This is a genomic window from Duganella sp. AC917, from assembly GCF_979258245.1.
This window is the reverse complement of the sequence record NZ_OZ409848.1, coordinates 314985-339173: the sequence shown is the minus strand read 5'-3', so window position 1 is coordinate 339173 and position 24189 is coordinate 314985. Positions and strand designations below refer to the sequence as shown.

Here is a 24189-nt window from a genome sequence, read left to right as displayed (position 1 = left end):
ATGCCATCATGGACATACCTGGCGAAGATCGCGCCGGCGGCTTCGTCGACGCCGACATCATCCTGCAGCTGGCGGCGCGCCGGCGCTTCACCGGCCTGCTCGAGCAGATGGGCGCCGAGGTGGTCGAGCGCATCGGCGGCCCTGACAAATTTTTCGCGTTGCCGGGCCTGTCCACGACGCCTGACGACTGGAATGGATTTACACAATGAACGAACAATTTAGGATGCCGCGCGCGCTGGCGCACGACCTGCTCGGCGCCCTATTCAACGGGCCCAACCTGAACCCCGAGGGCTACGAGGCGCTGAAGCAGGACTTCGCGGCGCGGCTGCGCGCGCCGTTAGCGGCCGAGGCGCAAGCGGACCGCCCCGATCCCGAAGCCCTCGTCAAATCCATGCACGCGATCGCGTGCCAACTGATGAACGAGCAGGTCAACACAACGGACGATGATGGCCTGGACGAATTTCGTGCCGGCAAGATGGCCGGGATCATCCAACTGATCGGCGAGCTGATCAAGCACATTCGGCTGTCCACGACCACCCCACCAACCACTGGAGAATAAAAATGAATATGAGCGAAATGAAGGTCTTCATCCGGATGCCGGCGGTGATCGCCGCCACCGGGCTGTCGCGCAGCACGATCCTGCGCGCAGTGAAGGCGGGGACGTTTCCCCAGCCGATTCACATCGGGCCGCAAGCGGTGGCGTGGGACTCCGGCGCGGTCGCTCAATGGCAGTTGGACCGCATCGCCGCGAGCTCAAAAAGTTGCGCAGTGGTCCAACCAGATGCCAAGTAGTACCACTGGAGGCCGCGAAACTGTAGGGGTAATTGTAGGGGTAATTCTCGCGGACAAGAAAAAGGCCAATCCGAAGATTGGCCTATCTCTTTGATTCTATTGGTCGGGGCGAGAGGATTCGAACCTCCGACCCCGTGCACCCCATGCACGTACGCTACCAGGCTGCGCTACGCCCCGACGAATTCGCAATTATAGCAGCCGCTTTAAGTATTTGTCATGTTTGCTTTATGCCACAATCGCGTGGAATTCGTGCCCACATACGGCTAAGATATCCGCCATGCCAGAACCCGCGCCACCCCACCTGCTCGAACAAGCCGCCGCCCTCCTCGCCGACGCTGATATACTGATCATCGCCGCCGGCGCCGGCATGGGTGTGGACTCTGGTTTGCCGGATTTTCGCGGCAACCAGGGCTTCTGGCAGGCCTACCCCGCCCTCGCCCGCGCGCAAATGGCGTTCACCCGCGTCGCCTCGCCGGATACCTTCCGCGCCGATCCATCGCTGGCCTGGGGCTTTTACGGCCACCGCCTCAATCTGTACCGCGACACCGCGCCGCATGCCGGCTTCGCGATGCTCAAAGACTGGGGCGACCGCATGGACCATGGCTACGCTGTCTTCACCAGCAACGTCGACGGCCATTTTCAATGCGCCGGCTTCGACAAACGCCGCATCCATGAATGCCACGGTTCCATCCACCACCTGCAATGCCTGACGCCCTGCAACGGCGATATATGGCCCGCCGATGATTTCCAACCGGAGGTCGACAACGACGCCTGTCGCCTGCTGAACGCAGCTCCCACCTGCCCGCGCTGCGGCGCATTGGCGCGGCCGAACATTCTGATGTTCGGCGACTGGGGCTGGAACGAACGCCGCTCGGCGATGCAGGCGGCGCGTCTGCACGCGCTGATCGAAAAAGCGCAGCGGCCGCTGGTCGTGGAACTGGGCGCGGGCGTGGCGATACCGTCCGTGCGCCATTTCGGCCAGCGCGTGATCCAGCAGCACGGCGGCCGCATGATACGCATCAATCCGCGCGAGCCGCAGGTTGCCAGCGCGCGCGATGTCGGCCTGCCGATGGGCGCCCTGGCGGGCCTGGCCGCCATCGACGCCCTGCGCTAAACGATTTACACCAATTTGACGGCGATGCCGGACAGGCCGTCGACCTTGCCGGTCAGGGTCTGTCCACGCACCACGGCGCCAACGCCCTCCGGCGTGCCGCTGAATATCAGGTCGCCCGGCGCCAGCGCGAACAAGGTAGACAGATTGGCGATGGTTTCACTGATCGACCAGATCAAATGGTCGATGGTGGCCGACTGCCTGGTCACACCGTCGACGTCCAGCTGGATGGCGGCGTGGCCGATGTCGCCCGCCTCGGCCGCGCGGTGGATCACACCGATCGGCGCCGAGTAGTCGAAGGCTTTGCCGATTTCCCACGGCCGGCCGGCGTCGCGCATCTTGAACTGCAGATCGCGCCGCGTCATGTCCAGCCCCACCGCGTAACCGAAGATGTGCTGGGCCGCGTCTTCCACGGCGATGTCGCTGCCGCCCTTGCCGATGGCGACCACCAGTTCGCACTCGTAATGCAGGTTGCTGGTGACTTGAGGATACGGCAGCTCGACCACCTGCCCCGGCGGAACCGGCACCAGCGCCTGGGCGTCGTTGGGTTTGCAGAAGAAGAATGGTGGTTCGCGATCGGGGTCGTACCCCATCTCGCGCGCGTGCGCGGCGTAGTTGCGGCCGACGCAGTAGACGCGGCGAACCGGGAACAAGTCGGCAGTGCCGGCGACCGGCAGGCCGACGATGTCATGGGCGGGAATAACGTAGGAAGTCATGATGCTCCGATGGCTGGAATGGGAGATCAGACATGGTACAACAACAAAAACCGGCCTGCTTGGCCGGAAACACTACGAGACAAAATCGCTCAGCCGTATCAAGTCATCGATCAAGTCATCAACAGCGCGGTCATGGCGACGCGGAACGCTTCCGCCAGGCCGTCGCGATTCATGTCGGACCGGTTCAACGCGCGAATCGGCAAGCCCTGGAAGTACGAGATGATGGTGTCGATGCGCCCGTCGAGGAGCATGTCGTCCACCGGCAGATTGCGGCGCTCGCGTCCAGCCTTGACCAGCGCGCGCAACTGGGAGCGCGAGCTATCCTCGTGCACGCGCAGTTTGGCGGCGATCGCCGGATTGCGCGACGCCTCGGCGTACATCTCCAGCGGCACATGCCACGGCTGGGGATCGAGCGACTCGTCGATATGGCGGCGGGCGTCGTCGATCATCGCCTGCAGCGGATCGTCGCGCGTCTGCAGGTCGACCAGCAAGCCGGTGACATACTCGCTCTCGCGCTCGACGATGGCCATGATGATGGCATCCTTGCTGTCGAAGTAATTGTAGATATGGCCGGCACTCATGCCGGCCTGCTTGGAAATCTCGGACATGCTGGCGCCGTGAAAGCCGCTGCGCGCGAAGCATACGGCCGCCGCCTCCAGCACCTGGTTGCGGCGGTTCTGCGCACGTTCCGGGTCGGTGCGTCGTTTTGCGGGGGTAGTCATGGGTGTCCTTGGGTATCTCTCTATGCCTTGGGGCGGAACTGTGGCGACGCCGACCGGGTTTGTCAATCCACCCTTTGGTCGAACGCGGCGGACTCGCCGCAGCGGTGCATCACAAATGTGCGGCACCGCTGCCGCGACCCTGCCGCGCATCTGCGCAAGTTTAGCCGCGCGGCGGATTGCCTTGTTGTGCAACCTCAGGTTGCCAGCCGCCGCCGAGCACCTTGTACAGGTTGACGGCGTTGCTGGTCTGGTTCAGGCGCGTGCTGATCAAGCCTTGCTGGGCCGAATACAGCGCGCGCTGCGACACCAGCGCGTTCAGATAAGTGTCGGCGCCCTTGCGGTAGCGGGCGTCGTTGATCTTGAAGCTCTTCTCGGCCGCGTCGACCAGCGCCTGCTGCGACGCCAGGCGCTCGTCGATGGTGCCGCGCGTGGCCAGCGCATCGGCCACCTCGCGGAAGGCGACCTGGATCGCCTTCTCGTATTGCGCCACATAGATATCGCGGTCGGTCTTGGCGATGCTCAGATTGGCGCGATTGACGCCGCCATCGAAGATCGGCAGGTTGATCTGCGGTGCGAAGCTCCATGTGCCCGAACCGGATTTGAACAATCCGGACAGCTTGTTGCTCGCGCTGCCGCCCGACGCCGTCAGCGAAATGCTGGGGAAGAAGGCGGCGCGCGCCACGCCGATGTTGGCGTTGGCCGCGCGCAGCGTGCGCTCGGCCTGCTGCACGTCCGGACGGTTGCGCAGCAGGTCCGACGGCAGCCCGGACGGAATCGCGGCCAGTTGCGTGACCGGATTGAGTTCGTCGGCCGGCAGCAGGTCGGCCGGCACGGCGCCACCCACCAGCAGGTTCAACGCGTTCTGGTCCAGCGCCACCTGCGCGGTGTAGGTCGCAACGTCGTTGCGGGCCGACTGCACGCTGGTCTCGGCGTCGTACATGTCGACGCCGGAGGTCACACCGTTCTCGAAGCGCTTGCGGCTCAAATCGTAGGTGATCTGCTGGCTGCTCAAGGTTTCGGCAGCCAGCTTCAAACGCTGCTGGTCCGCCGTCAGGGTCAGATAGGCGTTGGCCACTTCGGCCACCAGGCTGATTTGCTGCGTGCGGCGCGCTTCCTCGGTACCGAGGTAGGTCTGCAGGCCCGCCTCGGAGGCGTTGCGCACCTTGCCGAAGAAGTCCAGCTCATACGACGGCATCGACAACCCGCCGCTGTACTGGCGCACGATCGCCGCCTCGCCGGTGCCGGTCATATTGGCCGGCGTGCGGGTGGCGTTCTGGCCAACACCCGCGTTCACCTTGGGCAGCAGCGCCGCCGTCTGGATGTTGTACTCGGCGCGGGCGCGCTCGATGTTGAGCGCCGAGACGCGCAGGTCGCGGTTGTTGGCCAGCGCCAGCTCGATCACTTTGCGCAGGCGCTCGTCGGAGAAGTACTCGCGCCACTGGATTTCGGACACCGGCTTGGCGTCGGCTGCCGCCGGCGGCAGGCCTTTATACGCTTCCCCGGTGGGCCAGGCCTGCCCCACCGGGGCGGCCGGACGCTCGTACACGGGCGCCAGGCTGCAACCGGCCAGCAGCGCCAGCGCGGCCATGGTGATGAAAGACTTATGCATGATTTTCATGATTAATGCGCCTCCACGTGCGAAGTGGGCGCCGGTGGCGTGGCCTTCTTCTTGCTGAAGAAGCCGCGCACCAGCACAAAGAACAGCGGTACAAAGAAGATACCCAGGAACGTCGACGTCAGCATCCCACCCAGCACGCCGATACCGATGGCGTTTTGGCTGCCCGAACCGGCGCCGCTGCTGATGGCCAGCGGCAGCACGCCCAGACCGAATGCGATTGACGTCATCAGAATCGGACGCAGACGCTGGCGCACCGCCTGCAAGGTCGCGTCACGCAGTTCCACGCCCTGCTCCTGCAGGTCCTTGGCGAATTCCACGATCAGGATCGCGTTTTTCGCCGCCAGGCCGACCACGGTCAGCAAGCCAACCTGGAAGTAGACGTCGTTCGACAATTTGAACAGGAACGTCGCCAGCACCGCGCCGACCACGCCCAGCGGCACGATCAGCAACACCGAGAACGGAATCGACCAGCTTTCATACAGCGCGGCCAGGCACAGGAACACGATCAGGATCGAGATGCCGTACAGCGCCACGGTTTGCGAGCCGGAGTCGCGCTCTTCCAGCGACAGGCCTGTCCACTCGTAGCCGATACCCGGCGGCAGCTTGGCAGCCAGGGCTTCCATTTCGGCCATCGCGGTGCCGGAGCTCTGGCCCGGCGCCGGGGCGCCCAGGATCTCGCTCGACGCCAGACCGTTGTAACGCTCCAGGCGCGGCGAGGCGTAAATCCACTCGCCGGTCGAGAAGGCCGAGAAAGGCACCATTTCGCCGTCGGCGTTACGGACGAACCATTTCTTCAGGTCTTCCGGCACGCTGCGCGCTTCGGCCTGGCCCTGCAGATACACCTTCTTGACACGGCCACGATCGACAAAGTCGTTGACGTAAGCACTACCCCAGGCGTTACTGAGCACCTGGTTGACGTTGGCCACGGTCAGGCCCAGCGCGATGGCTTTTTGCTGGTCGACGGTGATCTTGTACTGCGGCGTGTCTTCCTGGCCGTTCGGACGTACGCCGACCAGCACCTTGCTCTGCGAGGCCATGCCCAGCATCTGGTTACGCGCGGCCATCAGGGCCTCGTGACCGACACCGCCGGTGTCCTGCAGCTGCAAATCGAAGCCGGACGCGTTACCCAGCTCCAGCACCGCAGGCGGGGCGAAGGCAAACACCATCGCGTCCTTGATCTGCGAGAACGCACCCATGGCGCGGCCGACGATCGCGTTGACGGCATGGTCCTTGCCTTTACGCTCGGACCAGTCCTTCATGCGGACGAAGGCGATACCGGTGTTCTGGCCGTTACCGGCGAAACTGAAGCCGGCCACCGCGAACACCGAAGCCACGGAGTCCTTCTCGTTGTTGATGAAGTGCTGTTCGACCTTTTCGATCACCTTGAGCGTGCGCTCCTGGGTGGCGCCGGTCGGCAGCTGGATCTGCGTGAACAGCACGCCCTGGTCTTCTTCCGGCAGGAAGGAGGTTGGCAAGCGCATGAACACGAAGGCCAGCACGCCGAGGATCAGCGCGTACACCACCAGCGAACGGCCGCCACGGTTCAGGATCTTGCCGACGAAGCCTTCATACTTATGGCTGCTCTTTTCAAACGTGCGGTTGAACCAGCCGAAGAAACCGGTGTTGATCGCGGTGTGGCCCTTCTCCACCGGCTTGAGCAAGGTGGCGCACAGCGCCGGTGTAAACACCATCGCGACGATCACCGACAGCACCATCGCCGAGACGATCGTGATCGAGAACTGGCGGTAAATCACGCCGGTGGAGCCGCCGAAGAAGGCCATCGGCACGAACACCGCCGACAACACCATCGCGATACCGACCAGCGCACCGCTGATCTGCGTCATCGATTTGCGCGTCGCCTCGAGCGGCGACAAGCCCTCCTCGGTCATCACCCGCTCGACGTTTTCCACCACGACGATGGCGTCATCGACCAGCAAGCCGATCGCCAGCACCACCGCGAACATCGTCAGTGTATTGATCGAATACCCGAGCACAGACAGGATGGCGAAAGTCCCCAGCAGCACGACCGGCACGGCCATGGTCGGGATCAGCGTGGCGCGGAAGTTTTGCAGGAACAGATACATCACAAGGAACACCAGCACGATCGCCTCGACCAGGGTCTTGACGACTTCCTCGATCGAGATCTTGACGAACGGCGTGGTGTCGAAGGCGACGACCGCCTTCATCCCGGTCGGGAACAGCTTTTCCAGTTCCGCGACCTTGGCCTTGACGGCGGTGGCGGTATCGAGCGCGTTGGCGCCGGTGGCCAGCTTGATGGCCATACCGGTGGCGGCGTTGCCGTTGTAGCGCGACAGCACGGCGTAGTTCTCGCTGCCCAACTCCATGCGGGCGACGTCGCGCAGGTGCACGGTGGCGCCGGTGGCGGAGGTTTTCAGCAGAATCTCGCCGAACTGCTCGGCCGTTTGCAACCGGCTTTGCGCGGTCACGGTGGCATTGAGCTGCTGGCCCTTGGCGGCCGGCAGGCCACCCAGTTCACCGGCGGAGACCTCGGTGTTTTGCGCGGTGACGGCGGCGGTGACATCGGCCGGCGTCAGTTGATAGCTTTGCAGCTTGGCCGGGTCGAGCCAGATGCGCATGGCGTACTGCGAACCGAAGGCGGTGACATCGCCCACGCCTTCGACGCGGCTGATCGGATCGATGACGTTGGCGGCCACATAGTCGCCCAGGTCGGCCTGCTTCATGCTGCCGTCCTCGGAGATAAAGCCGAGCACCATCATGAAGTTCTTGGTGGCCTTGCTGACCACCAGGCCCTGTTGGGTGACGGCGGCCGGCAGCAGCGGCGTTGCCAGTTGCAGCTTGTTCTGCACCTGCACCTGCGCGATGTCGGGATTGGTGCCGCTGCGGAAGGTCAGCGTGATGCTGATGCCGCCGGTCGAATCGCTCGACGAGTTCATGTAGCGCAGGCCGTCGATACCCTTCATCTTTTGTTCGATGACCTGGGTGACGGCGTTTTCCACGGTTTTAGCCGAGGCGCCAGGGTAGGAACCGGAGATCGAGATCGATGGCGGCGCGATGCTCGGGTACTGCGCGATCGGCAGTCCCATGATCGCGAGTACCCCGCCAAGCATGATCACAATCGCGATCACCCAGGCAAAAATGGGGCGGTCAATAAAGAAGCGTGACATTAGCTGACTCCTGTCTTAGTGCGCGCTGTTGGCGGCAGGCGTGGCGGCTGCGGCGGCTGCCGGAGCGCCCGGCGCGGCGGCGGGAGCGGCAGCGGCCACTTTGGCCGGCGCGCCCGGTTTGACTTTTTGCAGGCCTTCGACGATCAGCAGGTCGCCGGCGGCCAGGCCGGATTTGACCAGCCATTTGTCGCCCTGGGTGCCGCTGGTGACAAGGATGCGCTGCTCGACCTTGCCCTGCGGGTTGAGCACCAGCGCGGTGGCCTGGCCCTTCTGGTTGCGGCTCACGCCCTGCTGCGGCACGGCGATAGCCTGCTCGTTGACGCCGGCTTCCACCACCGCGCGCACGAACATGCCCGGCAACAGGTCATTTTTAGGATTCGGGAACAAGGCGCGCAGCACGACGTTGCCGGTGCTGGTGTCCACCGAGACGCCGGCAAATTGCAGCTTGCCTTCCTGCGCGTACTTGCTGCCGTCGGCCAGCATCAAGGTGACCTTGGCCTGGCCGGATTGTTTGAGGTTACCGCTTTCCATATCGCGTTTGAGGCGCAGCAGGTCCTCGCTCGATTGCGTGATGTCGACGTAGATCGGGTCGAGCTGCTGCACGGTGGTCAGCGGGTCGGTCTGGTTGGCGGTCACCAGCGCGCCCGGCGTCACCGTCGAACGGCTGATACGGCCGCTGATCGGCGCGTACACGTGGGTGTAGCGCAGATTAATCTGCGCCTCTTCCAGCGCGGCGGCGGCCGATTCCACATCGGCCTTGGCCTGGGCGTCGGCGGCGACGGCGTCCTCGTAATCCTGGCGGCTGACGCCTTCGATGGCGACCAGCTCTTTATAGCGTGACACTTTCGGACCGCTGGTCAGCACGCTGGCCTTGGCCTTGGCCAGGGCCGCCTTGGCCGAGTTGACGCTGGCCTGGTACAACGACGGGTCGATCTGATAGAGGGGCGTGCCGGCCTTGACGTCGGCGCCCTCGACGAACAGGCGTTTTTGTATCAGTCCGTTGACCTGCGGGCGCACTTCAGCCACCTGGAAGGCGGCGGTGCGGCCCGGCAGTTCGGTCGTGATTTGCAGCGCCTGGGGCGCCACCTTATAAACGCCCACTTCCGCCACCTGCGCTTGAGGTGCTGCGGGCGTGGATTTGGAGCAACCGGCTACCAGCGCGGTTGCGGTGATCAGGGCTGCGACCCCGGCCGTCCGCAGGGACGGTTTGCAGAAAAGAGCTTCCATAGCGTGGGACTTTCTGTAGAAATTTATGAGCACAAGCCATAGAATGAACGATCATTCTAATTATGTCAAGCGGGCATTTAATTATGCAGGGCAACTTTAAGAGACATTTAAGAAAGCCCGGGTCGACGAATGTTGTTATGAAAAGGAAATTTGTCTATAACAACGGCAGCGACGCGACTATCGGGTGCTACAATAAAATTACTTTCTTTCAGTTATCTTTTTAGGCCCGAAGCGCGGCCGCAAACATGCCGTCATGACCACGCAGCCCACCCACCGCACGGCTCGCCCCCGGCTCACCACGCTGGTGACGGCGGGGGTCAGCGCCACGGTGCTGCTGACCGTGCTCTCGCTGCTGGTCCTGGTCGACCATTTCGCCTTCAACTACGCCGAGCGCGAAGCCGGTCAGCGCCTGCAACAGCTGTCGTGGCAAACGCGCGACGCCCTCAACCGCGTGGTGCAAAAAGCCGTCGGCGACGTCCAGCTGCTGACCGATCTGCCGCAGGTGCGCGACGCCCACTCGCCGGCCGAGGTGCGGGCGGTGCTCGAGAGCGTGCAAAAGGCATTCCCCGACTACGCCTGGATCGGCCTGGCCGAACCGGACGGGCGCGTCTACGCCGCCACCCAGGGCATGCTCGAAGGCGTCGATGTCAGCGCACGCGACTGGTTCGCGGGCGGACGGGACAAATTGTTTGCCGGCGACTTCCACCCTGCCACCCTGCTCGGTACGAAATTGCCGGCCAGTGCAGACCCTTGGCGCTTTGTCGACGCCGCCGGCCCCGTGACCGGCGTCAATGGCCAAGTGCGCGGCGTGCTGTGCGTGCACATGAGCTGGGGCTGGGCGCGGCGCATGGCGCACACCATCGTGGCGCCGGCCGACCAGGCTTACGCGGCCGACATCTTCGTGGTGCGCGCCGACGGCGCCATCATCCTCGGCCCCAAAGGCATGGAGGAGCGCAAGCTGGTCAGCGAGAGCTTGACGCGCGCGCGCAGCGGCGCCACCGGCGCGGTCAGGGAAACCTGGGCCGACGGCCGCAGCTACCTGAGCGGCTACTCGCAGACCGGCAAGGCGGGCGATTCGGCCACGCTGACGTGGGCGGTGATCGTGCGCCAGCCCGAGGAAGTGGCGCTGGCCTCGGCGCGGGCGCTGGAGCGCCGCATCCTGCTGCTGGGCGCCATCCTCGGGATCGCGATGGCGGGCGCGGCTGCCATCATCGGCCGCCGCTACACCCGCCCGCTCAACGCGCTCAGCCGCAATATCGAATTACGCTCGGCGGCGCCGCCCGGCGCCGCCGGCCTGCCGCAAATCGTCCAGGTCGACAGCTTCCACGAAGTCCAGGTGCTGTCGAGCGCCCTGGCGCGCATGGTCGACAACGAACAGGCCAACCTGGCCGCGCTGCGCGCGCTCAACGAAAAGCTCGAATCGACGGTTGCCGAGCGCACCCGCGAGATCGCCCACAAGGCGCTGCAGCTCGAACGCGCGCTGGCGCAGGAGCATAGCGCGCAATTGCTGCTGCAGGAACGGGCGGCCGAGCTGCGCGCCATCCTCGACAACGCCCACGACGCCTTTATCGCACTCGATCCGGGCGGCGTGGTGCTGGACTGGAACCGCCAGGCCGAAAAGCTGCTGGGCTGGACACGCGCCGAGGTGATCGGCCAGCCGCTGGCGGCGATGGTGCTGCCGCCGCTGCTGCGCCGCGCCTACGAGCGCGACATGCGCCAGCTGGCCGAGGCCCACGCCCGGTCGCAGGCCGACGGCGGCGCGGCCCGCGACACCGCCGTGCTCAGCCGCCGCGTCGAACTCACACTGCACAACCGCGACTGCCAGGAACTGCCGGTCGAGATCTCGCTGGCGTACGTGCCGCGTCGTGGCGGCCACCTGTTCATCGCCTTCCTGCACGACATCAGCGAGCGCAAAAAACTGTTCGCGTCGATGGAGCAGATGGCGTTGCGCGACACCCTCACCGGCCTGCCCAACCGCCGCGCGCTGCTGCAAACGCTGGCCGAGGCGCTGCAGCGCGCGCACCGCCAGCGCCAGTGTTGCGCCGTCTACTTCCTCGACCTCGACCGCTTCAAGCAGATCAACGACCGCTACGGCCACGAGGAAGGCGACGAACTGCTGCGCCAGTTCGCCGAACGGGTGCGCCAGACGGTGCGCAAGACCGACACCGTCGGCCGCCTGGCCGGGGACGAGTTCATCGTCATCGTCGAAATGCTGCATTGCGAAGCGGACGCCCGCGAGGCCGCGGACAAACTGCTGGCGGCGCTGCGTCGGCCGTACCCCCTCAAGACCGTCACCGTGCAGCTTGGCGCCAGCATCGGCATCGCCGTCCACCATCCGGACGACCCGCAGGATATCGAAATGCTACTCGGCCGGGCCGACCGCGCCATGTATGTCGACAAGCAGCAAGGCAAGCAGCGGATGGCGCGCCGCTAGTCCTGCGCCGATATGTTCGCTAGCGAACGTAAATTACATATTGAAAATCCTTGTTACCCCATTTCCGGTAATATTTACGCTATCGAGCCAGCGTCTTTCGCCCGCCGGCGCCCACTAAGATTCCGGAACGCCCATGCAAGCACAAAATAGCGACACGACCCATTTTCTCAGCTCCGGCGTGCCCGGCCTGGACGCCGTCCTGGCCGGCGGCCTGACGCGCGACCGCCTGTATTTGGTTGAAGGCGAGCCGGGCACCGGCAAGACCACCTTGGCGCTGCAATTCCTTAACGAAGGCGCGCGCCAGGGCGAGGCCGTGCTCTACATCACGCTGGCCGAAACGGCCGTCGAGCTGCGCAGCGTGGCGCAGTCGCACGGCTGGGACATGAGCGGGATCGTGGTCGAGGAGATCATCCCCAACGAAAACGCGCTCGATCCTGACCAGCAGTACACCATCTTCCATCCGTCGGAGATCGAGCTGGGCTCGACCACGCAGCGCATCGTCGGGGCGATCGAAAAGTACAAGCCGCGCCGCGTGGTGCTCGATTCGCTGTCGGAGTTGCAGCTGCTGGCCGAGAGCCCGCTGCGCTACCGGCGCCAGGTGCTGGCACTCAAGCAGTACCTGACCAGCCGCTCGTGCACCACCATTTTCCTCGACGACCGCACCGCCCTGTCGACCGACCTGCAGGTGCGCAGCGTGGCGCACGCCGTGCTGACCCTGGAGCTGGCCGACCAGGCCTATGGCGCCGAGCGCCGCCGCGTGCGCGTGGTCAAGTACCGCGGCATCGCTTTCCACGGCGGCGCCCACGACTATAAAATCGTCAAGGGCGGCCTGCACGTCTACCCGCGCCTGGTGGCGGCCGGCACGCGTGTCGAAAGCCAGCGGCGCCAGCTCTCGAGCGGGCTGCCGGAGCTGGACCAGCTGATCGGCGGCGGCCTCGAAGAAGGCATGAGCACCTTGATTTCGGGCCCGCCGGGCACCGGCAAATCGTCGCTGGCGGCGCAGTTCATTTACGCGGCCGCCCAGCGCGGCGAGGCCAGCGCGATGTTCCTGTTCGAGGAGGCGCGCAACAACCTGCTCAACCGCAGCAGCAACCTCGGCATGGACCTCTCCGGCGCCATCGACAAGGGCCTGCTGACGGTGCAGCAGATCGACCCGGCCGAACTGGCCCCGGGCCAGTTCTCGCACGCAATCGTCGAGGCGGTCGAGCGCGGCGTGCGCGTCGTCGTCATCGACAGCCTCAACGGCTATCTGAACGCTGTGCCCGACGAGCGCTTCCTGACCATCTACCTGCACGAGCTGCTGACCTATCTGGGCCAGCGCGGCGTGGTCAGCATCATCGTTGGCGTCCAGCAGGGCATGATCGGCACCGGCATGACCACCTCGGTCGACGCCAGCTACATCGCCGACAACGTCATCATGCTGCGCTACTTCGAGGCGGCCGGCGAGGTGCAGCAGGCGATCTCCGTGTTCAAGAAGCGCGGCAGCGCGCACGAGCGCACCATCCGTCGCTTCCAGGTAAATGCGGGCGGCATCAAGGTTGGCGCGGTGCTGAAGAATTTCCACGGCATCCTGACCGGCGTGCCGACCTACACCGGCGACGTCGACGGCCATCACAATCCCGTCGACGGCCTCCATGGCTGACACCATGGAAACGCGCATCCTCATTCACGCGCCGATCGGTCAGGACGGGCCGCTCGCGGCCAAGGTGCTGGCGATGGCGCAGATCGACAGTCACGTCTGCCCCACCCTGGCCGATCTGGCCGCGCAGCTGGAGCTGGGCGCGGGCGCGGTGCTGACGGTCGAGGAGGCGCTGGCGCCGGGCGGCTTCAAGCTGCTGCGCGACTGGGTCGCGCGCCAGCCCGACTGGTCCGATTTGCCGATCGTGCTGCTGACCCATCGCGGCGCCGATTCGCAAACGGTGCGCCAGGCGGTGGCCGGACTGGGCAACCTGAATCTCATCGAACGGCCGGTGCGCACGCTGACGTTGATCACCGCGCTGCACTCGACGTTGCGGGCCCGCAACAAGCAATACCAGGTGAGGGAGGCGGCGCGGCGCAAGGACGAGTTCCTCGCCAGTCTGGGTCACGAATTGCGCAATCCGCTGGCGCCGATCCGCACCTCGGTGTCGCTGTTGACGCACCTGTATCCGGACGCCGCGCCGGTGGCGCGCATCCGCGACATGGTCGAGCGCCAGGTGCGCCTGCTCACGCGGCTGGTCGACGACCTGCTCGACGTCGCCCGCATCACCAGCGGCAAGATCAAGCTGCAGCGCCAGCTGGTTACCCTGTCGTCGGTGATGAACCACGTTAGCGAATTGTGCGCGCAGGCGGCCAGCGCCAAGCGCATCCACGTGGCCTGGCAGCTGCCGAGCAGCGAGATCATGCTCAACGCCGACTACGCGCGCGTGGTGCAAATCTTCGCCAACATCCTGTCGAACGCGATCAAGTTCACGCCGCAGGGCGGCAGCGTGGTGGTGCGCGCTGTGGTCGAGGGCCAAAACCTGACCGTCTCGCTGCGCGACAACGGCATCGGCCTGGAGCCCGAAGCGATCCAGCGCATCTTCCGCATGTTCGAACAAAGCGACACCGTGGTGGGCCAGTTCTCCAGCGGCTTGGGCATCGGATTGAGCCTGTCGCGCCAGTTCGCCGAGATGCACGGCGGGACGGTGGAAGCGTATAGCGCGGGGACCGGCCAGGGTAGCGAATTTATCATCCATCTACCGGTGGTCAACGACAGCGGCGCGCGCGAGCCGGTGCCGCTGGCCTCCCCGGCCGCAGCGGCCGATGGCCGCAAGATGAAGGTACTGGTGGTCGACGACAACACCGACGCCGCCGATTCGCTGGCGGCGCTGCTGGAGATCGACGGTTTCGACGTGCGCGCGGTGTACGACGGCGCGTCGGCCGTGGCCATGACCGCCGAGAGCCAGCCGGACATGATCATCATGGACCTGGGCATGCCCGGCATGGACGGCTATGAGACGGCGCGCGCGATCCGCCAGCGTCCCGGCGCCGAACGGATTTTGATGCTGGCGCTGACCGGCTGGGGCCAGAGCGACGCCCGCCGCCGCACGGTGGAAGCGGGCTTCGACCACCACCTGGTCAAGCCGGTGGAACTGGAACAGATTATCCGCCTGGCGGGCGCGCGCCAGAACCGCGAGCAGGTGCAGGCGGCGCGCTGACCTTATTGCGGCGGCTTGATACTACAGCGGCTTGACGTTGATCGTCGCGCCTTGCAGATACAGGGCATTGGTCGATTCGAAGCCCGAATCGGTGCCCAGCACGATCCAGAACTTGCCATCCTTGTCGGCCTGCAGCTCGACCGCCTCGTCCGACTTGCGCTCCTGCGTGGCCCACTTGCCGCCGCCGCATCCCAGGCCCTCGCCGCCCTGCAAGCCAATCACCTTGCCCTGGCGTCCGGATTCGGCCTGGTTGCCGCGCTCGAGGTTCAGGCGCAATTCGTCGTTGGCCTGCTTGACCACTTTCGGCTCGTCGGCGCTGGCCGCGACCACCATCCACATGCTCTCGCCGCGCGAACCGCCAACGCCCAGGCAACCGGTGCCCGCGTCGGTCGCGTAGCGCATCGCGAACGTCACCGCATATTTCGCGCCCGGCACGAAGCCGGTGACCTGGCGCTTGACGAAGGTCATCACATCATCGCTCTTGTTGGTCGAGATCAGGTAGTAGCCCTTGCCCGTCAGCGGCGCCGGCAGGTCCTTCCATGCGGCGGCCACGTCCACCGGTTTGGTTTCGGCGGTGAAATCGGCGACGTCGGCGCTCCAGCCATCGATGCCGGCGTTGAAATCCACCGTGATGACCGAAGCGACAGGCTTGGGCGGCGCGACCGGCTCGGCCGGCTTGGCCGGACCGACGATGACATCGGTGCCGCCGCCGCAGGCGCCAAGTGCGAGCACGCCGGCCAGCGTCAGCAAAGACACGATTTTATTTTTCTTGAACATTATTTTCCCCTAGTTTTTAGATGACACCCTCGTCAGGTGCCGCCGTGCAGTCTACGGAAAACTTGTCAATTTGGATCAGCAATTTGTAACGACTAGTAAGTTACAATTTATAACCTCTCAATCCCTGATTTTTTGGTAGTGGCGTGTTTTTTTGTTGACTCTCACGCGGCGTGATCCCGCACAATCGGGGTGTTAATGAACGGGGAATATATGAGACAGACTATCAAACAGGTGGCCAACGCATCGGGCATCAGCGTGCGGGCGCTGCATCACTATGATGAGATCGGACTGCTGAAGCCGGAGATCGGGCCGAACGGCTATCGCTACTACGGCCAGCAGGAGCTGCTGCGCCTCCAGCGCATCCTGTTCTACCGCGAACTGGGTATCGCACTGGCGGAAATCCGCCGCATGCTCGACGATCCGGCCTTCAACACGCGCGCCGCCCTCGTCGAGTTGCGCCAGCGCGTGGAGGCGGAGATCGACCGCCGCCGCGATCTGGCGCGCACCATCGACCGCACGCTGGCATCGATCGACGCCGGCAAACCCTTGAACGTTCAGCGCCTGTTCGACGGCGTCTCACCGGAAAAACAGGCGGCGTGGGAGGCCGAACTGACGCACCGCTACGGCGACCCCGCCACCGAGGCGATCCGGCAGTCGCGCGATGCGCACGCGGCGCTCTCCCCCGCCGGCATGATCGACTTCAAGGCCGAAATCGACGCCATCCATGCGCGCTTCGTGACGCTGCTCGGACAGGGACTTCAGCCCGACGCCGACGAAGTCCAGGTGGAGACCGCGCGGCACTACCGCTGGGTGAGCCGGTCCTGGCGGCCGGACGCCGATGCCTACGCGGCGCTGGGCGCGCTGTACATCGACCATAATGAATTCCGTGGCATGTACGACGCGTTGCATCCCCGGCTGGCGCCTTTCCTGGCCGACGCGATGGCCATCTATGCGCAACAAATGCGCGGCGCGGGGCAAGCGTGAAGCGGCGACGCTTCCTGATACTTTCAATGATCGGAACAATCACCATGTCCAACCGCAGCGCGGGCGCCGTCCCGCAGGAACAAGACGTTTCCGTCACCGTCGCCGGCGTCAGGATCGCCTGCCGGTTCACGCCACCCGATGGCGACGCCGTGGGCGGGGTGTTGATCGTTCCCGGTTCGTTGTTCAGCGACGTCGATGGAAATTATCCGACCATGAATATGCGCCCGCATGCCTATGCCGATCTGGCCAGGCACCTGAGCGCGCGCGGCTTCGCGGTGCTGCGCATGGCCAAGATCGGCCCCGGCACCGGCTCGCAGACGATCAATCCCATGCTGGCCGGCGCCCATGTCGATTTCCTGACGCGGGTAACGGTGGCCGCCGCCGGCCTGGCGCTGCTGCGCGCCACCGTGGACGCGCGGCCGGTCATCGTCGCCGGCCATAGCGAGGGCGCAGTGGTGGCCTCCCTGCTCGCCGGCGGCGCGGACGCGAAGGCGATCGATGGCGTAGTGAGTTTATCCGGGCCGGCGTTGCCGATTTTTGCCGTCATGCGCGAGCAGATCGCGGCGATGGCGCCGGTCGGCATAGCGCCCGACATGACGCTGTTCGACCGCACGGTGGCCGCGCTCCGCGCCGGCAATGCGCCGCCCCCGGAGGCCGCGCGCGATCAGACCACCGCGATGCTGGCGTCGATGCCCGCCATGGGACACGCATATCTGCGCAGCGCCGACCGGGTGGACCCGGTGGCGGCGCTGGCAAAGGTGCGCCAGCCGGTATTGATCGTGCAGGGCGGAAGGGATGCGTCAGTGCCGCCAGACCACGCCAAGGCACTGCAAGCGGGGCGCGCGGCGCTGCCGACCGAGGTGGAGCTCTTCCCGGCGCTGAACCATTTCTATAAGAGGACGCCCCCAGGCCTGCCACCGATGCAATCGATGATGCTGGGGACGGAAAGCGACACGGCGGTGGCCGACGCCATCGCCAGCTGGGCGCGCCGATTGCCTGCTGCGGGTTGATCCGCCTTACTTCCAGTCGCCCCGCAAATCGAGCACCTGCTTCTGCAAGCCCTCGGGCGTTACATCATGCGGCGGTACCGGCAGGCCGACTGCCAGCGCCAGCCTCGAACGCAAGCCGTTGCGGAACGCCCGCTGGAACACGTTTTCGCCATTGCGGCTTAGCAGATGTCCCCACAGTCCGCGCAGCGCCATCGGAATCACCGGCACCTTCGAGCGCTCGATGATCTTGGCGATGCCACCCTTGAACTGGTTGATCTCCCCATCATGCGTCAAGCGTCCCTCGGGGAAGATACACACCAGATCCCCCTCATGCAGCGCCTGCGCGATATCGATGTACGCCTTCTCCATCAGCCACGGGTCTTCCTTGGCCGGCGCGATCGGAATCGCGCGCGCCGTGCGGAATATCCATCCCAACAGCGGCAGCTTGAAAATACGATGATCCATCACGAAGCGGATCGGACGCGGGCTGGCCGCGCCGATAACAATGGCGTCGACATAGCTGACATGATTACAAACCAGCACCGCGGCGCCCTCGGTTGGAATGCGCTCGGCGTCGATGGTGCGCACGCGGTGCACGGTGTGGATCAGCATCCAGGCCAGGAATCGCATCAGGAATTCCGGCACCAGCGAGAAGATGTAGATCGCCACCAGCGCGTTGAGCAGCGCCGTCACCAGGAACAGCTGCGGAATCGTGAACCCCTGGCCCAGCAGCACGATGGCCAGGCCGGCCGCCGCCACCATGAACAGCGCGTTGAGGATGTTCATGCCGGCGATGGTGCGCGAAATGTGCTGGGGATCGCAGCGGGTCTGGATCAGCGCGAACAGCGGCACGATGAACAGGCCGCCGAACAGGCCGATCATCAGGATGTCGAACAGGATGCGCCACATGCCATGCTGCGCCAGCAGCGCGATCGCGTCCAGGTGCGGGCCGGCCGTCAATGCGGCGACGCCGCTGCCGTAGGCCAGGCTGGCGAAATACAGGTCCACGCCGAAGATGGTCAGCCCGATGGCGCCGAACGGCACCAAGCCGATTTCCACCTTGCGGCCGGACAGGCGCTCGCACAGCAGCGAGCCGCTGCCCACGCCCAGCGAGAACACCGTCAGCAGCAGCACGAAGGCGCTATGGTCGCCGTGCAGATAATCTTTGGCGAACACCGGAAACTGCGACAGCACCAGCGCGCCGTAGAACCAGAACCACGAGTTGCCAAGCATGGACAGGAACACGGTGCGGTTCTTGCGCGAGAAATTGATATTGCGGAGCGATTCGGTGACGAAGTTCCAGTTGATCTTCAGGTCCGGCACCGGCGCCGGCGAGCTGGGAATGCGGTACGCTGCGATCAATCCCAGCACCGCGAACAAGATGGTGCCTCCCGCTTCCAGCATGATCCCGTGGGGCTGCTGCACCACCAGGACGGCGCCGAGGATCTCGCCCAGCAGGATGCCGACAAAGGTGCCCATCTCGGTCACGCCGTTGCCGCCGACGAGTTCCTCCGGCTTGAGCTGCTGCGGCAGATAGGCGTATTTGACGGGGCCAAACAGCGTCGAGTGGATGCCCATGCCGACCACGCCGAGCACCAGCAGCCAAAGGGTATGCGTCAGCCAGCCCACGCCCGCCACCAGCATGATGGCCAGCTCCAGCCACTTGATGAAGCGCGTCAGCCGGGCCTTGTCGAACTTGTCGGCCAGCTGGCCGGCGGTGGCGGAAAACAGCACGAACGGCAGGATGAACAGGCCGGGTATCAGATTGGTGACCAGCGACGGCGACATGGTGGTCCAACTGAGCGCGTCGAAAGTGATGATGACGATCAGCGCGGTCTTGAACAGATTGTCGTTGAACGCGCCAAGGAACTGGGTCCAGAAGAACGGCGCGAAGCGGCGTTGCGTCAACAGGGAAAACTGATTGGGCTGGCTCATATCGTGCAAATCCTTGCTAACTGGAAATTCCGGAAAGATTGAGCGGATTATAACCGCATGCCGGCCCGTCTCGGCATGCAGTGATGGAAGTAAGTGGTGAGGCAGATCAAACAGCGCGTGCGCCGATGTCCATGCCTATATTCCAGACCTTGATCGCTACCTATGCCGCCTGCCGCGCCATGTCCTGTTTGACCGTGATCGCGCGCAGCGACCAGACGCTGTGCGGATCGCCGTGCAGGCCGCGCCGCAGCACCGCGCGCGCCATCTTCCAGTACAAGGCGGCCGCCAGCAACGCCACGATCGCCACGCCGACGGTGACGCCGTCGCCGTGCATCAGCGCCAGCAGCGGATTGATGCCGGTGGCGATCCAGTGCGACAGCGGAATGGCCAGGGTCAGCACCGCGCACGCGGTCAGCAGCTCGTACGCCGCGCGCGCCGGCGGCCGCGCGAAGGCCCACGCCACCGCCAGCCAGAACACAGCATAGTAGCCGCGCGACTCCCACAACGGCAGCTGGCCGGGCGCGGCCGGCGCCAGCTTGTTAATCACGAACATGGCCGAGACGCCGGCCACGCAGCCCAGGCACACGCCAAGCGTGGCTTGCGCCATCAGCCGTCCGCTGCGCGGCTGCACCAGGCTAAGACGCTTTCGGCGCGCCTCGATCCACAGCAGGTTACCGCTATAAAAAAGGAAGGCGCCGGCGGCGCCCAGGATGAAGTACATCCACTGCACCGCCGCGTGGCCGAAGTTACCGAAATGGAGGGCCTGCAAAGTGCGCAGGAAGCGCATGCCGGGTCCATAATTTTCCGGTGAGACCACCCGCCGCAACTCGCCGGTGGTGGCGCCGATCACCACCGCCGAATTGCGCGACACGCTGTTCCCGCGCACGTCGCCGATCACCTGCACCTGCGCGTTGGCGTCGCCGGCTTCCTGGTAGATGAGCCGCTTGACCTCTATCCCCGGCGCCGCGCGCTCGGCGGTCGCCAACAACTGCGCGACCGGCACCAGCGGCGCGGCCACGCGGGCTGCCGACGGCGGCGCGGCGACGTTGATATCGGCCGCCACGAGATTGAGCAGTTTGCCGTCGAAAACCAGGTACTGGAAAGGCGCCAGCAGGATCACTCCCAGCGCCAGGATCGCGCTGCTCCATGCATACATGATGTGGAACGGCAGCGACAGGATGCCGATCGCGTTATGGGCATCCTGCCACATGCGCTTGATGTTCTTGCCTATCCTGAGCGCGAACAGGTCCTTGAAGAAGGTAGGCGCGTAAATAATCACGCCGCTCGCCAGCGCCAGCCCATAAAGGATGCACACGGCGCCCAGCGTGTACAGGCCTAAACGGTCCGGCAGCCCCGCCGTATAGTGCAGATGATAGATGAAGTCCATCAGGTGCGAGCGCTCCGCGAACTCCTCCAGCTTGCCGCCGGCGTCGAGGCGGAAATGGCGCTCCTCGGCGGTGAGCACAAGCTCCTGCTCATAGGCCGAGGGCAGGCTGACATAAAACCGCTTGCCTACTTCGGGATGCGCGGCGAGCGTCGCGTCGACCAGCGCCTGCGGTCGCAGCTGGGCCGGCGATGGCGCCACCGGGGGGATTGGCGTCTGCCAGGCGTGCAGCTCGGAGTGGAACAAGGTGATGGAGCCGGCGTAGAAGGCAAAGAACAGGCCAAAGCCCGCCACCAGTCCGACCCACGTGTGGACGGAGATGAAAGTACGCAGTGTCGATGATTTCATCCGGCGATCCTTAACAGGCCGACGGCCTTCGAAAAATGCAATGCTGCGTAGCCGAGCAAGGTCGCGCCGCCCATCCACAACCAGGCCTGCCGGCCGGTACGGAACAGGAAGGCGATCGTCATCGCGCCTATCCAGAACAGGAAAAACATCAGCAGCCAAGGCAACGTAGTGCGCGCCTGGTCATGGCTGAGCAACGCGCAGATGCCGACCACGATCACCGCCAGCGGCAATCCCAGAAACACGGCGGCGGTCGATTTACCCCACATGGCGCGCTCCCGGTTTGCTTGCCGTTTGCGGCCGGCGGCGACGCAGCCAGGCGTCGGCGTAAGGCAGCACGACCAGCATCGTCATGAATCCGGACAGCGCGATGCACACGCCGCACCAGAGGCCATAGTCCTGCACCGCCGCCGCGACGGCGCCGGTGGCCAGCGGCACCGACAGCCAGCGCAAAAAGTGCTGGCGTCTCAATGCGGCCCGCCACAACGACTGGTGCGGCGAGGCCAGATAGAGACACAAGGCGGCCAACGACGCCACCACGGTGCTGATCCAATTCATGGCTTGCCCTCCGTTAGATATCGCCTTGCACGCCAAAGGCAAACTGGCGCGCGTTGCCGAGAATGACGTTGTAGCGCCCCGTCACCGTCGCGATGCGGTTGTTGACGATGTAGGTGCGATTCGTCAGGTTGCTGCCGAAGGCGAACAAGGTCAGGCCGTTGGAAAGCGTGTAGGTGGCCTTGGCGCCCAGCGTCGTGTGGGCGTCGTTGCGCGTGGTGTTTTCCGGTCCCGTGTAGCTGCCGCCTGCATGCACCATGTTCGCGTTCAGCATCCAGCGACCGGGCGTCCAGCTGAAGCCCACCGACTGCGTCTGGCGCGGCGAGCGGGCGAATTCCTTGCCGGTGTAGTCGCCCTGCGGCGAGTCGAAATCGACAAAGCGCGTCTTCGATACGCCAACGGCGCCGAACAGCTCCAGGTTGCGCATCACCTTGCCGCGCACTTCCGCCTCCAGCCCCTGCAAGCGTGAACTGCCGGCGTTGACGAAATAGGTATCGAGCGAATTTCGGCCGACGTCGACCTGCTGATCCGACCAGTCGACCCGGTAGGCGTTGAGGGCGACCACCAGGCCGTTATCGAGCGCGCCCTTGAGCGAGGCCTCGTAGTTGTTGGTGAACTCCGGATCGAAGGCCTTGGCGCCGCGCTGGTAGCTGTAATTAACGCCGCCGGTGCGATAGCCGCGCTGCGCCGTCAGTCCGGCCACCCATTGCGGCGCCAGTGCGTAGCGCAAGCCCAGTTTGGGCAGCCATACCGAGGTGTCGGTGCCGAGGTATTGCGTGCCGTCGGCGGCGAAGATGCCGCCGGCGATCAACCGTGTCAATACGGTGCGGGCCAGCGGCGAGGTGCCGGTGGTGGTGCTGCTCGGTACGCGGCTCTGGCTTTCGGCGTCATAGCGCATGCCGGCGGTCAGCGTCAGCCTGTCGATCACGTAATCGAACTCGGTGAACACCGCGCGCGTCCTGGTGCCGTCGGCCTGGGTGTTGCCTCGGTTGATGAACTCCGCGCCGTACTGCGCGTCGCACACCGTTTGCACGGCGCACTGCCCCGTCAATCCCAGCACATACGATACCGGCACCACGAACAGGTCGTCGAAGTTGTAATGCTGGTTGGCGTAGTACAGCCCCGCCACACCCTTGAGCGGACGGCCCAGCAAGGTGGTGTCGAGATTGACGCGCGCCTCCTGGGTCCATTGTCGCGTGGTGTTTTCGCCGGTGCGGTAGCCCTGCCGCAGTTCGGTCGAATCGTAATCGAACACGCGCTGGTAGCGATTGTGGGAATAGGTGCTCAATAGCGTGACGTCGGCGCCGCCAAGGCGGAAGGTCTGCTCGAGCGCGGCCGAGCGCGCGCGGTTTTCCGCGTCGCGCGGTTCGTTCGACAGGTTGAGACGGGCCGACGCCGGATAGCGCACAGCTTCCACATGCGGGTTGCCCAGATCGCGCTGCTCGTCCACCAGCGTGATCAAGGCCTGATAGCGGTCGCCCCACGGCGTCACGCGCAGCTTGCCGCGCAGCGTATGGCCGTCGTCACGGTTGAAGCGGCGGTCGTCTCGGGTCGGGTTGTAAATGTCGCCGTCGCGCCGGCGCTGCTCGAACGAGATGCGGCCGGACAGCACCTGGTCGACGATGGCGCCGCCGCCGGCCAGCGCCACGCGGTGCGAGTGCTGGTTGCCGGCGCTGACGCGGTAACTCAAATCGGCGACATCGGTCGGGTCGCGCGTCTTCACCACCACCGCGCCTGCCAGCGAATTGCGTCCCTGGTTGGTCGATTGCGGCCCGCGCAGCACCTCCAGGCGGTCGGCGTCCCACACGCTCATGCCGGTGATGTCCTGCCCAAAGCCGTCCTGCGCGACGCCGTCGACGACGACGGTGATGGTGCGGGCGCCGCCGCCGGTCGGCCCGGTCAGGCCGATGCCGCGTATCGACAAACCTTCGGCGGTGCCGACGTTGGCCATCTGCGCGGCCACGTCCTCGATGGTGGTGGCGCCCGATTCGGCGATCTGGCGGCGGTTGCGCGCGCCCACGCTGGCGCTGCTGTCGATTTCCGTGCGCCGAAGCTTATCGCCCGAAATGATGACCTGCTCGACGGGCGCCGCCTCCGCGACCGCAGCATTGCCGGCCGCCCCGGCATTCGCCTTCCAGCCCGCCATCACCCCGATCAGCGCCAACACCATGACTTTGATACGCATCCCACATCCTCTTCATCGAAATGAGAACTATTCTCATAAACGACGAATTTTAAATGAGAATCGTTTACATTCAAAGGAAATTTTGTCGAT

Annotated in this window: 20 protein-coding genes and 1 tRNA gene; 9 read left to right on the top strand and 12 right to left on the bottom strand. The window is 65.0% G+C overall.

Annotated features, from left to right (window positions below; genetic code table 11):
• The first annotated feature begins 8 nt into the window (after positions 1-8).
• The 3 genes from ACZ0BA_RS01505 to ACZ0BA_RS01495 are packed head-to-tail and all read left to right on the top strand — an operon-like array spanning position 9 to position 792.
• On the top strand, positions 9-209 hold the full coding sequence (locus ACZ0BA_RS01505) for a hypothetical protein (protein ID WP_463449602.1): 201 nt from the start codon (positions 9-11) through the stop codon (positions 207-209).
• Positions 206-559 (top strand): hypothetical protein, encoded by a 354-nt coding sequence (locus tag ACZ0BA_RS01500; RefSeq protein ID WP_463449601.1) that lies wholly within the window; start codon positions 206-208, stop codon positions 557-559. The genes ACZ0BA_RS01505 and ACZ0BA_RS01500 overlap by 4 nt, the downstream gene beginning before the upstream one ends.
• A 2-nt stretch (positions 560-561) precedes the next feature.
• Positions 562-792, top strand: coding sequence for a helix-turn-helix transcriptional regulator (locus ACZ0BA_RS01495; protein ID WP_463449600.1), 231 nt, complete (start codon positions 562-564; stop codon positions 790-792).
• A 100-nt stretch (positions 793-892) separates the two neighbouring features.
• On the opposite strand, the gene ACZ0BA_RS01490 is transcribed toward ACZ0BA_RS01495, so the two are convergent.
• Positions 893-969: transfer RNA gene (locus tag ACZ0BA_RS01490), tRNA-Pro, on the bottom strand.
• A 100-nt stretch (positions 970-1069) separates the two neighbouring features.
• Between ACZ0BA_RS01490 and ACZ0BA_RS01485 the strand changes: the two genes are divergently transcribed.
• Positions 1070-1906, top strand: a complete 837-nt coding sequence (locus ACZ0BA_RS01485) for an SIR2 family NAD-dependent protein deacylase (RefSeq protein ID WP_463449599.1) — start codon at positions 1070-1072, stop codon at positions 1904-1906.
• Between the two features lie 5 nt (positions 1907-1911).
• Here ACZ0BA_RS01485 and ACZ0BA_RS01480 read toward each other — a convergent pair whose 3' ends face one another.
• The 5 genes from ACZ0BA_RS01480 to ACZ0BA_RS01460 all read right to left on the bottom strand — a co-directional run bounded on the left by ACZ0BA_RS01480 (position 1912) and on the right by ACZ0BA_RS01460 (position 9332).
• Positions 1912-2619 carry a fumarylacetoacetate hydrolase family protein gene (locus tag ACZ0BA_RS01480; RefSeq protein ID WP_463449598.1) on the bottom strand — a complete coding sequence of 236 codons (708 nt, stop codon included), beginning with the start codon at positions 2617-2619 and terminating at the stop codon, positions 1912-1914.
• Between the two features lie 110 nt (positions 2620-2729).
• Entirely contained in the window at positions 2730-3341 is a 612-nt protein-coding gene (locus tag ACZ0BA_RS01475) for a TetR/AcrR family transcriptional regulator (RefSeq protein WP_463449597.1), read from the bottom strand.
• A gap of 160 nt (positions 3342-3501) precedes the next feature.
• The gene (gene adeC, locus ACZ0BA_RS01470) at positions 3502-4950 is read right to left on the bottom strand and encodes an AdeC/AdeK/OprM family multidrug efflux complex outer membrane factor (protein WP_463454691.1); all 1449 of its coding nucleotides are present in this window, start codon (positions 4948-4950) and stop codon (positions 3502-3504) included.
• Between the two features lie 11 nt (positions 4951-4961).
• On the bottom strand, positions 4962-8105 hold the full coding sequence (locus tag ACZ0BA_RS01465; protein WP_463449596.1) for an efflux RND transporter permease subunit: 3144 nt from the start codon (positions 8103-8105) through the stop codon (positions 4962-4964).
• 15 nt (positions 8106-8120) lie between these two features.
• The gene (locus tag ACZ0BA_RS01460; protein WP_463449595.1) at positions 8121-9332 is read right to left on the bottom strand and encodes an efflux RND transporter periplasmic adaptor subunit; all 1212 of its coding nucleotides are present in this window, start codon (positions 9330-9332) and stop codon (positions 8121-8123) included.
• Between the two features lie 253 nt (positions 9333-9585).
• Between ACZ0BA_RS01460 and ACZ0BA_RS01455 the strand changes: the two genes are divergently transcribed.
• From ACZ0BA_RS01455 to ACZ0BA_RS01445, 3 genes are all read left to right on the top strand, one after another.
• Positions 9586-11766: a diguanylate cyclase domain-containing protein gene (locus tag ACZ0BA_RS01455; protein ID WP_463449594.1), complete on the top strand. Its 2181-nt coding sequence runs from the start codon at positions 9586-9588 to the stop codon at positions 11764-11766.
• A gap of 133 nt (positions 11767-11899) precedes the next feature.
• On the top strand, positions 11900-13408 hold the full coding sequence (locus tag ACZ0BA_RS01450) for an ATPase domain-containing protein (RefSeq protein WP_463449593.1): 1509 nt from the start codon (positions 11900-11902) through the stop codon (positions 13406-13408).
• On the top strand, positions 13401-14945 hold the full coding sequence (locus ACZ0BA_RS01445; protein WP_463449592.1) for a hybrid sensor histidine kinase/response regulator: 1545 nt from the start codon (positions 13401-13403) through the stop codon (positions 14943-14945). Before ACZ0BA_RS01450 ends, ACZ0BA_RS01445 begins: the two co-directional genes overlap by 8 nt.
• 21 nt (positions 14946-14966) lie before the next feature.
• On the opposite strand, the gene ACZ0BA_RS01440 is transcribed toward ACZ0BA_RS01445, so the two are convergent.
• On the bottom strand, positions 14967-15722 hold the full coding sequence (locus ACZ0BA_RS01440; RefSeq protein ID WP_463449591.1) for a hypothetical protein: 756 nt from the start codon (positions 15720-15722) through the stop codon (positions 14967-14969).
• Between the two features lie 210 nt (positions 15723-15932).
• Here ACZ0BA_RS01440 and ACZ0BA_RS01435 point away from each other — a divergent pair, with 210 nt between their 5' ends.
• Both ACZ0BA_RS01435 and ACZ0BA_RS01430 read left to right on the top strand, forming a co-directional pair.
• Positions 15933-16706, top strand: coding sequence for a MerR family transcriptional regulator (locus tag ACZ0BA_RS01435; RefSeq protein WP_463449590.1), 774 nt, complete (start codon positions 15933-15935; stop codon positions 16704-16706).
• A 44-nt stretch (positions 16707-16750) separates the two neighbouring features.
• Positions 16751-17716, top strand: a complete 966-nt coding sequence (locus tag ACZ0BA_RS01430; protein ID WP_463449589.1) for an alpha/beta hydrolase family protein — start codon at positions 16751-16753, stop codon at positions 17714-17716.
• Between the two features lie 6 nt (positions 17717-17722).
• Here ACZ0BA_RS01430 and ACZ0BA_RS01425 read toward each other — a convergent pair whose 3' ends face one another.
• From ACZ0BA_RS01425 to ACZ0BA_RS01405, 5 genes are all read right to left on the bottom strand, one after another.
• Positions 17723-19630 (bottom strand): MFS transporter, encoded by a 1908-nt coding sequence (locus tag ACZ0BA_RS01425; protein ID WP_463449588.1) that lies wholly within the window; start codon positions 19628-19630, stop codon positions 17723-17725.
• Between the two features lie 160 nt (positions 19631-19790).
• Positions 19791-21362: a PepSY-associated TM helix domain-containing protein gene (locus tag ACZ0BA_RS01420; protein WP_463449587.1), complete on the bottom strand. Its 1572-nt coding sequence runs from the start codon at positions 21360-21362 to the stop codon at positions 19791-19793.
• Entirely contained in the window at positions 21359-21628 is a 270-nt protein-coding gene (locus tag ACZ0BA_RS01415; protein ID WP_463449586.1) for a hypothetical protein, read from the bottom strand. Before ACZ0BA_RS01415 ends, ACZ0BA_RS01420 begins: the two co-directional genes overlap by 4 nt.
• On the bottom strand, positions 21618-21917 hold the full coding sequence (locus ACZ0BA_RS01410; RefSeq protein ID WP_463449585.1) for a hypothetical protein: 300 nt from the start codon (positions 21915-21917) through the stop codon (positions 21618-21620). The genes ACZ0BA_RS01415 and ACZ0BA_RS01410 overlap by 11 nt, the downstream gene beginning before the upstream one ends.
• A 13-nt stretch (positions 21918-21930) precedes the next feature.
• A complete protein-coding gene (locus ACZ0BA_RS01405) occupies positions 21931-24099 on the bottom strand; it encodes a TonB-dependent receptor (RefSeq protein WP_463449584.1) in 2169 nt (722 codons plus the stop codon).
• Between the last annotated feature and the right edge of the window lie 90 nt (positions 24100-24189).

What these genes read in the sequence shown, in the direction of transcription:
- ACZ0BA_RS01480 (WP_463449598.1), bottom strand. Translation starts at nt 2,619, where the DNA reads ATGACTTCCTACGTTATTCCCGCCCATGACATCGTCGGCCTGCCGGTC.
- ACZ0BA_RS01430 (WP_463449589.1), top strand. Translation starts at nt 16,751, where the DNA reads ATGTCCAACCGCAGCGCGGGCGCCGTCCCGCAGGAACAAGACGTTTCC.
- adeC (WP_463454691.1), bottom strand. Translation starts at nt 4,950, where the DNA reads ATGCATAAGTCTTTCATCACCATGGCCGCGCTGGCGCTGCTGGCCGGT.
- ACZ0BA_RS01495 (WP_463449600.1), top strand. Translation starts at nt 562, where the DNA reads ATGAATATGAGCGAAATGAAGGTCTTCATCCGGATGCCGGCGGTGATC.
- ACZ0BA_RS01435 (WP_463449590.1), top strand. Translation starts at nt 15,933, where the DNA reads ATGAGACAGACTATCAAACAGGTGGCCAACGCATCGGGCATCAGCGTG.
- ACZ0BA_RS01485 (WP_463449599.1), top strand. Translation starts at nt 1,070, where the DNA reads ATGCCAGAACCCGCGCCACCCCACCTGCTCGAACAAGCCGCCGCCCTC.
- ACZ0BA_RS01415 (WP_463449586.1), bottom strand. Translation starts at nt 21,628, where the DNA reads ATGTGGGGTAAATCGACCGCCGCCGTGTTTCTGGGATTGCCGCTGGCG.
- ACZ0BA_RS01475 (WP_463449597.1), bottom strand. Translation starts at nt 3,341, where the DNA reads ATGACTACCCCCGCAAAACGACGCACCGACCCGGAACGTGCGCAGAAC.
- ACZ0BA_RS01425 (WP_463449588.1), bottom strand. Translation starts at nt 19,630, where the DNA reads ATGAGCCAGCCCAATCAGTTTTCCCTGTTGACGCAACGCCGCTTCGCG.
- ACZ0BA_RS01465 (WP_463449596.1), bottom strand. Translation starts at nt 8,105, where the DNA reads ATGTCACGCTTCTTTATTGACCGCCCCATTTTTGCCTGGGTGATCGCG.
- ACZ0BA_RS01420 (WP_463449587.1), bottom strand. Translation starts at nt 21,362, where the DNA reads ATGAAATCATCGACACTGCGTACTTTCATCTCCGTCCACACGTGGGTC.
- ACZ0BA_RS01500 (WP_463449601.1), top strand. Translation starts at nt 206, where the DNA reads ATGAACGAACAATTTAGGATGCCGCGCGCGCTGGCGCACGACCTGCTC.
- ACZ0BA_RS01460 (WP_463449595.1), bottom strand. Translation starts at nt 9,332, where the DNA reads ATGGAAGCTCTTTTCTGCAAACCGTCCCTGCGGACGGCCGGGGTCGCA.
- ACZ0BA_RS01450 (WP_463449593.1), top strand. Translation starts at nt 11,900, where the DNA reads ATGCAAGCACAAAATAGCGACACGACCCATTTTCTCAGCTCCGGCGTG.
- ACZ0BA_RS01410 (WP_463449585.1), bottom strand. Translation starts at nt 21,917, where the DNA reads ATGAATTGGATCAGCACCGTGGTGGCGTCGTTGGCCGCCTTGTGTCTC.
- ACZ0BA_RS01505 (WP_463449602.1), top strand. Translation starts at nt 9, where the DNA reads ATGGACATACCTGGCGAAGATCGCGCCGGCGGCTTCGTCGACGCCGAC.
- ACZ0BA_RS01440 (WP_463449591.1), bottom strand. Translation starts at nt 15,722, where the DNA reads ATGTTCAAGAAAAATAAAATCGTGTCTTTGCTGACGCTGGCCGGCGTG.
- ACZ0BA_RS01445 (WP_463449592.1), top strand. Translation starts at nt 13,401, where the DNA reads ATGGCTGACACCATGGAAACGCGCATCCTCATTCACGCGCCGATCGGT.
- ACZ0BA_RS01405 (WP_463449584.1), bottom strand. Translation starts at nt 24,099, where the DNA reads ATGCGTATCAAAGTCATGGTGTTGGCGCTGATCGGGGTGATGGCGGGC.
- ACZ0BA_RS01455 (WP_463449594.1), top strand. Translation starts at nt 9,586, where the DNA reads ATGACCACGCAGCCCACCCACCGCACGGCTCGCCCCCGGCTCACCACG.